The organism is Psychrobacter piechaudii, from assembly GCF_900162825.1.
Classification (GTDB): domain Bacteria; phylum Pseudomonadota; class Gammaproteobacteria; order Pseudomonadales; family Moraxellaceae; genus Psychrobacter; species Psychrobacter piechaudii.
Genome location: NZ_FUGE01000124.1, coordinates 36,611 through 44,080, shown reverse-complemented (window position 1 = coordinate 44,080; position 7,470 = coordinate 36,611). Strand labels below are relative to the sequence as shown.

Genomic DNA, 7,470 nt, shown 5'->3' with positions numbered 1-7,470 from the left:
AATTGCTTCTCAGGCTTGTACGCTCGTGTGGCGTATTATGCAAGCATCTGATAAACAGTCACAAGAGTTTGCTTTGTTTTTAGTGCGCCTCTCAGGTCGACAAATGAAACGCAGCAAACCAATAACCGCACCTGCTGTGATGGCAGGATTGTTCCAGTGGCTTAATTTTACCGAACTGGTAAATCATTATCCCCCTGACAAACTACGTGAATTCGCTGATGCCGCTAGTAAATTTGTGTAGATACCTATGCACTTCAGGGGGTGGATATAAGGCGACACACACTGTCGTAAGAAGCCGTTAAAGGGTTGTAAGTTAAAATTAACCTCGCCATACTAAAGGCATGAAAACCCTCAAACTACGCATTAAAGACAAGCACATAAAAGAGCTGAATCGTCTAAGCGGTTCAGTAAACTTCGTGTGGAACTATGTTAATGCGTTAAGCTTTGAGCATCTAAAACGTACCGGTAAGTTTTTTAGTGCTTATGATCTAAGTGAGTATACCAAAGGAAGCGGTGAGTATTTAGGATTACACAGTCAGACCTTACAAGCTATCAATGAGACTCACGCCAAGGCTCGCAAACAGTTTAAAAAAGCCAAACTTAACTGGCGCAGCAATCGTCCTGATGCCAAACGTAAATCACTGGGCTGGATACCCTTTAAAAAGTCTGCTATCAAGTATCTAAGTACAAGACAAACAGGCAAAAAAACACTTAAATCAACAATACAACTCTCGCTTTCTAAAGGTCAAAAGCTTATCATAGATGTATTCGATAGCTACAACCTAAGCCTATATCAAATCAACACGCTTGAGATAGTACAAGACAGTCGTAATCGTTGGTATGCGTGTATCACTGTTAAAGACTACCCCAAACTAGCCAGTGGTATGGGCAGCATTGGTATTGACTTAGGTTTAAAAGAGTCTGCTACTACCTCAATGGGTGATAAACTCACTATCAAACAAACCCAAAAATGGGCGAATAAATTAGCAACCGCCCAGCGTGCTAAGAATAAAAAACGTGTTAAAGCAATCCATGCCAAAATTAAAAATACAAGATTAGACTTAATTCATAAATTCACCACCAAGCTTGTTAAAGACAATGCCTTGATTGTAGTTGGTGATGTTAAATCACGCTCATTTACAACTAAAAAAACCAAGCTCGCTAAATCGACATACGATGCAGGTTGGTTTGAACTTAAACGACAACTGGAATATAAATGCAAGTATGCAGGTTGTCAGTTTGAGATCGTAAATGAGAGTTACACTACCCAGACCTGCTCGTGCTGCCATAAAATAAGTGACAGTAGTCCAAAAGGTAGAGCAGGTTTGCGAATAAGAGGATGGACTTGTGCTAAGTGTGGCACATGGCATGATAGAGATATCAATGCTGCTAAGAACATCCTTGCGGTCGGGCTTGACCGTCTAGTTGTAGGAATCCCCTCGGTTTAGCGAGGGGAGGAAGTCAATTTACACCTTATTAATTGCATACATAAAAAGGGCAGCTATGAGTCAGCAACTAAAGCTTAAACAAGAAGTCGCAAAAGCCGCATTGGCCTCAATTGACGACGGAATGATCCTGGGTGTGGGCACGGGCAGTACTGTGAACTGCTTGATTAAATTATTGCCGCAAGTGAATTTAAAAGGGGCTGTGGCCAGCTCCAAAGTAACCCAAGATAAGTTAGAAGCTTTGGGAATAGAGGTGATGGACCTAAACTATGTGGGTGAGCTAGACCTTTATATTGATGGTGCTGATGAGGTTAATCCTAATCTGCAGTTAATTAAAGGCGGCGGTGGTGCCTTAACTCGTGAAAAGATTGTGGCAGCCGCCTCAAAACAGTTCTTGTGTTTGGTCGATGAAAGCAAATGGGTCACTCAACTAGGCCGTGAGTTCCCAGTTCCAATCGAAGTTTTACCACAAGCACGCTCATATGTGGCTCGTGAATTGGTCAAATTGGGCGGTGAGCCGGTGTACCGTGAAGGCTTTGTGACCGATTATGGAAACCTGATTTTAGATACTTATAATCTTGAAATCACCAGTGCCAGCGAGATGGAACAAACTCTAAACAATATCGTGGGGGTGGTATGTAATGGTATCTTTGCCGCCAATCAAGCAGATAAGCTATTAATTGCTAAATCAACAGGGGTAGAGCTGTTACAGCGTTAATATAAATTAATACTCTACTGCTACTGGGTTTATGGTTAAATAAAGAAGTAATAGCAATTTGTCGTTAGTTTTAGGATCTCGTATTGATAACGACGAATTTATTTTTGCCACTTATTTATTAACCGACTGACAAGGACGTCAAACCCATGCCTATCCTCTCCCTTAATGGCGCTGAAATTTATTACGAAGACAGTGCTCCTGAACAAGCCAACCTACCCCCAGAGCAACAAAAACCTGTGATGCTATTTGCACATGGGCTATTATGGGGCACCCACCTTTATGACAAACAAGTAGAGCATTTCAAACCAGATTATCGCTGTATTGCCTTCGATTTTCGAGGACAAGGTAAATCTGAAATCACCAAGTCTGGTTATGATATGGACAGCTTAGCAGACGATGCCATCGCTTTATTAGAAGCATTACAGATTAAAAAATGCCATTTCGTTGGCCTATCTATGGGCGGTTATGTCGCACAGCGTGTGGCGTTAAAGCGCCCAGACTTATTGCAGTCTTTGATTTTGTTAGACACAGCAGCGGAAGCTGAAAGCCCAGAAAAGAAAGCGGGTTATGAAAAGCTGCTAAAGGCGATTCACTGGTTAGGGGTTAAACGGATCAGTAAAAAGGTGATGCCCATTATGTTTGGTGAGACGTTTTTAAACGATAAGTCGCGTAAGCAAGAATATAAAACTTGGCTTGAGCACCTGAAGCGAAACGATAAGAAAGGGGCTGCTAGAGCCACCATTGGGGTTATAGAGCGTGATGAGGTATTAAGCCGCTTGCCTCAAATTACCTTACCAACCTTGATTGTGGTGGGGGATGAAGACAAACCCACCCCTTATGAAGAAGCACAGAAAATGCACTTTGCTATTAGCGGCTCGAAGCTAGCAGTGATTAAGCACTCGGGGCACAGTACCCCAGTAGAGCAGCCAGAGCAATTAAATGAGGTGATAAGTACCTTCTTAACGCAGGTTATTGCTTAACCAGACATCCTTATATAAGGGTAATGTGTTAAGCTCAAATCCTGAGCCAATAAAAAAGGCTAAGTTATTTAATGACTTAGCCTTTTTATATTATTAACGACAATTTATATGGTGGACAAGTTAGCTTAGTTTGATTTTATCTTTTAATAAAAATTCCATTAAAGCTTTTTGGGCGTGCAATCTGTTTTCTGCTTCATCCCAGACTACAGAACGTGGATCATCAAGTAGGTCATGTGAGATTTCCTCCCCACGGTGTGCGGGCAAGCAGTGCATGAATAATACATCAGGGTCTGCTTTATCCAACAAAGAAGGCGTTACTTGGTAAGGAGCGAAACGACGGGCACGCGTGTTCTGCTCGCTTTCTTGACCCATACTGGCCCAGACATCGGTAACGATTAGGTGAGCGTCTTTAGCCGCCTCCTGGACGTCTTCTACTAAGCTTACACAGTGTTTGAACCTTTCCATTAAATCTGGGTTCGGTTCAAAGCCGTAAGGGGCAGCAACCCTTAGCTCAAAGCCAAATTGATGGGCAGCGGCCATAAATGAAGAGCACATATTATTACCATCACCCACCCAGGTGACGATTTTATCTTTGATGCTACCACGGTGCTCATAATAGGTCTGCATGTCCGCTAATAATTGGCAGGGATGGAAATCATCTGTTAAAGCATTGATGATAGGCACCGAAGAGTACTCGGCAAACCTTTCTACTTTTTCATGCTCAAAGGTACGAATCATAATGAGATCGACCATGCTTGAAATTACCCTAGCCGAATCTTCAATAGGTTCGCCACGACCCAGTTGCGTATCTTTGGGTGATAAAAAGATAGCGTGTCCCCCAAACTGTCCCATACCGGTCTCAAACGAGATACGAGTGCGGGTAGAGGATTTTTCAAAGATCATACCTAACGTACGACCTACAAAGGGTTGATACACTTCGCCAGCATGTTGCATCTTTCGAAGCTCACTTGCACGCCTAATTAAGGCTTCAAGCTCGGTTGGAGATAAATCGAGTAGAGTTAAAAAATGACGCACGCTCATGTGGCTCTCTTTAAATAACAGTTAATTTAGGTAGAAGGTTCCAAAAAATAATTGACTAAACTGTCAGTATAACGAACTTTTTGGCTATGTGAAAATAGTTCGCTATCATTTATATAAATGCAGTTAATCTAAATGCAGATAATAACAATACAGTTAATCTAAATGTAGCTGGTCTCAAGAGTCCTCAGTTGTTAGTGAGGGCTAAATTACCACACGAGTAGGGCGCTGTGTCACTCGGCATAATAATTCATAGCCTAAAGTATGAGCGGAGTTGGCAATTTCATCGACACTAGGTTCTGCTTGCTCTGGATCCCCCCATAAGACAACCTTGTAGCCCACCATAGGGTTAGGGACTTCAGTTAAATCGATGGCAATCATGTCCATGGCCACCCGTCCAATGACTGGACATTTATAACTTACTGTCGTCTCAGATTCGGTGCTATCACTGGCCATCTGCTTCACAGTAACCCAGGCTGAGCCATCAACCACTCGAGGATAGCCGTCACCATAGCCAATACTAACAATACCTTTAACAATAGGACGGTTGGCGACAAAACGACTGCCGTAGCCTACCGGCGCTCCAGCCGCAATGTTATGAATCGCCATTAAGCTAGCTGCAAAAGTCATGACGGGTTTTAATTGTAAATCCCGAGCACTGATGCCCTCTAAAGGTGTGCTGCCATAAAGCATAATGCCAGGACGTACCCAGTCAAAATGGCACTCGGGAAAGTTTAGGATACCGGCTGAGTTGCATAAAGAGGCTTTAATATTGCTATCTACTTGTTCTCTTAATTCGGTTAAGGCCTCAGTAAATATCTTAATTTGATTGACGTTAGAGGGATGGTCAGGGCGATCAGCATTGGCAAAGTGGCTGGTTAGGATAAGATTATATCCGGCATCAACCAGAGTTTTTGCTACGGCTACAATCTCTTCAGGTTCAAAACCTAAGCGGTTCATGCCTGTATTTAATTTAAGCCACAAAGTTCGGCAAGCAGAGTCAGCGGCAGGTAACTGATCTACAGCCCACTGTACTTGCTTTTGATGATGAATAATACTTTGACAGTCAGCCTCAATAGACTCTGCCCATTCTTGTTGACTAAATACCCCTTCGATCAGCACTATGCCTTTTTGCCAGCCCAAACTGCGAATCTGCTTCGCTTCATCAAAGCAGGCCACACCTAGAGCATCTGCTTGCTGCAAACTTAGAATACAGTGCTTGACCCCATGACCGTAAGCATCTGCTTTTACCATTGCCAAAACTTTGGTTTTTTCAGGGATTTTTTTTATGACTTGGTTTAAGTTATGGGTTAGAGCAGCAGAGTTTATAGTAATTGAGGCATTACGCATGGTTAACACTCACTAAGATATCTAAAGAATGGAAATAACTAATATAGGCTGACAGCTTGGCTAACGATAATCATCGGTTTGACTGCCATTATTGGCGGTCAGCCTAAATGTAAATGGTAATTTAATGATTTATTCATCTTGTATATAGTTAGGTACTCAGCTGACATCTAGCCTAAGATACGCCATAGCACAAACAAAATGGCTAGGATATAAAATACAGGTGATAGCCAAGCGATGACCTGTGTGGCTACAGCCACACTGATAACGAAGCCAGCTAAGGCAATCCAGTCCTTGCGTCTGTCATTTAGCATATCAGCACGAATTTGCTGTATTTCTCGTAGCTGCTGGTCTTGCCTTGCCCCTTGTGAGGCCATGCTTTGTAACCCTTGATCCAATAGCTTAGGAACCTGAGCGGTTGACAGCAATAGTTCAGGTAACTGTTCACGCAGCTCACGCATATTACGAGCAGGGTCAAGTTGCTCTTTTACCCACCCGGTCAAAATTGGCTTGGCCAAAGACCAAATATCAAGATCAGGATATAAGTCGCGACCAAGACCTTCAACGTGTACTAAGGTTTTTAGGAGTAGCATAAGCTGAGGGGGAATGCTCATATGATGGCGACGAGCGATGTCTAAGATTTGCATCAACACCCCTGCGAAATCTATTTCATTAATGGGCTTTAAGACCATAGGCGAAACAGTCCGGCGCATGTCACGGGTTAAGGCATGCTTATCGGTATTGGGCGATATCCAGCCCGCTCGGCTCACAATATCCACCAAGTTGCTGAAGTTATTATTCATCACTGCCAGTAACATACGGGCCACTATCATCTGATCTTCTTTTGATAATTCGCCCATGATGGCGCAATCAAGGCCAATATATCTGGGGTAGAAGCGATAAGGCTCTGGGGTATCTGCTGGCAAGGTTTCGACGAAGACATTTCCTGGGTGCATGTCTGCATGGAAGAAGTTGTCGCGGAAAACCTGAGTAAAGAAGATGGTTAGCCCTTTTTCTGCTAGAGCAGCACGGTCATAATCTAATTCATCGAAGACTTGAGTCTGCGAGATGGGCACACCCACAATACGCTCCATGACCATCACGCTTTTTGAAGCGGCATAAACCTCAGGCACATACATCATCGCAGAGCCTAAGAAATTATTGCGCATCTTAGTGGTATTGTCCGCCTCAAAGGTTAAGTCCAACTCATTGAGCATAATTTGACGATAGTCTTCTACCACTTCGATAATACGCACCGCACGTGCCGCTTCAATACGAGCAGAAGCCCACTGTGCTAGGTCACGTAGTAGCTCAAAGTCAGAGACAATACGCTCACGAATATCGGGCCTGACCACTTTGACCACCACCTCACGGTCATCATGCAAAGCAGCGGTATGCACTTGGGCAATAGACGCTGCGGCTAAAGGCTTGGTATCAAAGCGAGAAAACAATTCATTAATGGATTTGCCTAGGCCAAATTTTGGGTCTTCGATTTGGGCGATGGCAATATTGACATCGAAGGGCTTCACTCGGTCCTGAAGCTGAACCAATTGCTCGATAATCTCAGGGGGAACGAGGTCGCGACGAGTAGACAGAAGTTGACCCAGTTTAAGGAATAACGTTCCCATTTCTTCTAGCGCAAGCTTCACCCCATTTGGCTGATGCTTTTTGCCCCAAGCAGCGGGGTGAGATTTAATCATACGTGCTACAGATTGTAGCTGGGGAGCTTCTTCTAGGGGAAGGTGGGTATCGAGGCGGTGAAGAGCGGCGATGCGCCAAAGCTCAAGTAGTCTTTTGCGATGAGATAACAGCATGTGGAGCAACCCATATCAGGAGTATAAACAAAGCCATGACTCACTACGGAGCCTTAATAAGCTTAAATAATTGGTTTTAATGATACCACGGGAGAAGTATTTTAAGAATGGCTGAAGCCGCTTAGAGA

General features: G+C 43.6%; 6 protein-coding genes and 1 pseudogene. 4 read left to right on the top strand and 3 right to left on the bottom strand.

Features of this window, described 5'->3' with window-relative positions; translation table 11 throughout:
* The 4 genes and pseudogenes from A1019T_RS06715 to A1019T_RS06695 form a co-directional block, all read left to right on the top strand.
* A pseudogene (locus A1019T_RS06715) lies at window positions 1-241 on the top strand (transposase); the annotation flags it as partial.
* A 100-nt stretch (window positions 242-341) separates the two neighbouring features.
* Window positions 342-1,448, top strand: a complete 1,107-nt coding sequence (locus A1019T_RS06710) for an RNA-guided endonuclease InsQ/TnpB family protein (RefSeq protein ID WP_077450968.1) — start codon at window positions 342-344, stop codon at window positions 1,446-1,448.
* Window positions 1,449-1,503: 55 nt separating this feature from the next.
* Window positions 1,504-2,163 (top strand): ribose-5-phosphate isomerase RpiA, encoded by a 660-nt coding sequence (rpiA, locus tag A1019T_RS06700; protein WP_077450967.1) that lies wholly within the window; start codon window positions 1,504-1,506, stop codon window positions 2,161-2,163.
* A 146-nt stretch (window positions 2,164-2,309) separates the two neighbouring features.
* Complete coding sequence (locus A1019T_RS06695; protein ID WP_077450966.1) at window positions 2,310-3,143, top strand: alpha/beta fold hydrolase; 834 nt, start codon at window positions 2,310-2,312, stop codon at window positions 3,141-3,143.
* Window positions 3,144-3,263: 120 nt separating this feature from the next.
* Here A1019T_RS06695 and argF read toward each other — a convergent pair whose 3' ends face one another.
* From argF to A1019T_RS06680, 3 genes are all read right to left on the bottom strand, one after another.
* Window positions 3,264-4,184 (bottom strand): ornithine carbamoyltransferase, encoded by a 921-nt coding sequence (argF, locus tag A1019T_RS06690; RefSeq protein ID WP_077450965.1) that lies wholly within the window; start codon window positions 4,182-4,184, stop codon window positions 3,264-3,266.
* A 201-nt stretch (window positions 4,185-4,385) separates the two neighbouring features.
* Window positions 4,386-5,531, bottom strand: coding sequence for an alanine racemase (gene alr / locus A1019T_RS06685; RefSeq protein WP_077450964.1), 1,146 nt, complete (start codon window positions 5,529-5,531; stop codon window positions 4,386-4,388).
* A 167-nt stretch (window positions 5,532-5,698) separates the two neighbouring features.
* On the bottom strand, window positions 5,699-7,342 hold the full coding sequence (locus A1019T_RS06680; protein WP_077450963.1) for an ABC1 kinase family protein: 1,644 nt from the start codon (window positions 7,340-7,342) through the stop codon (window positions 5,699-5,701).
* Window positions 7,343-7,470 lie beyond the last annotated feature (128 nt).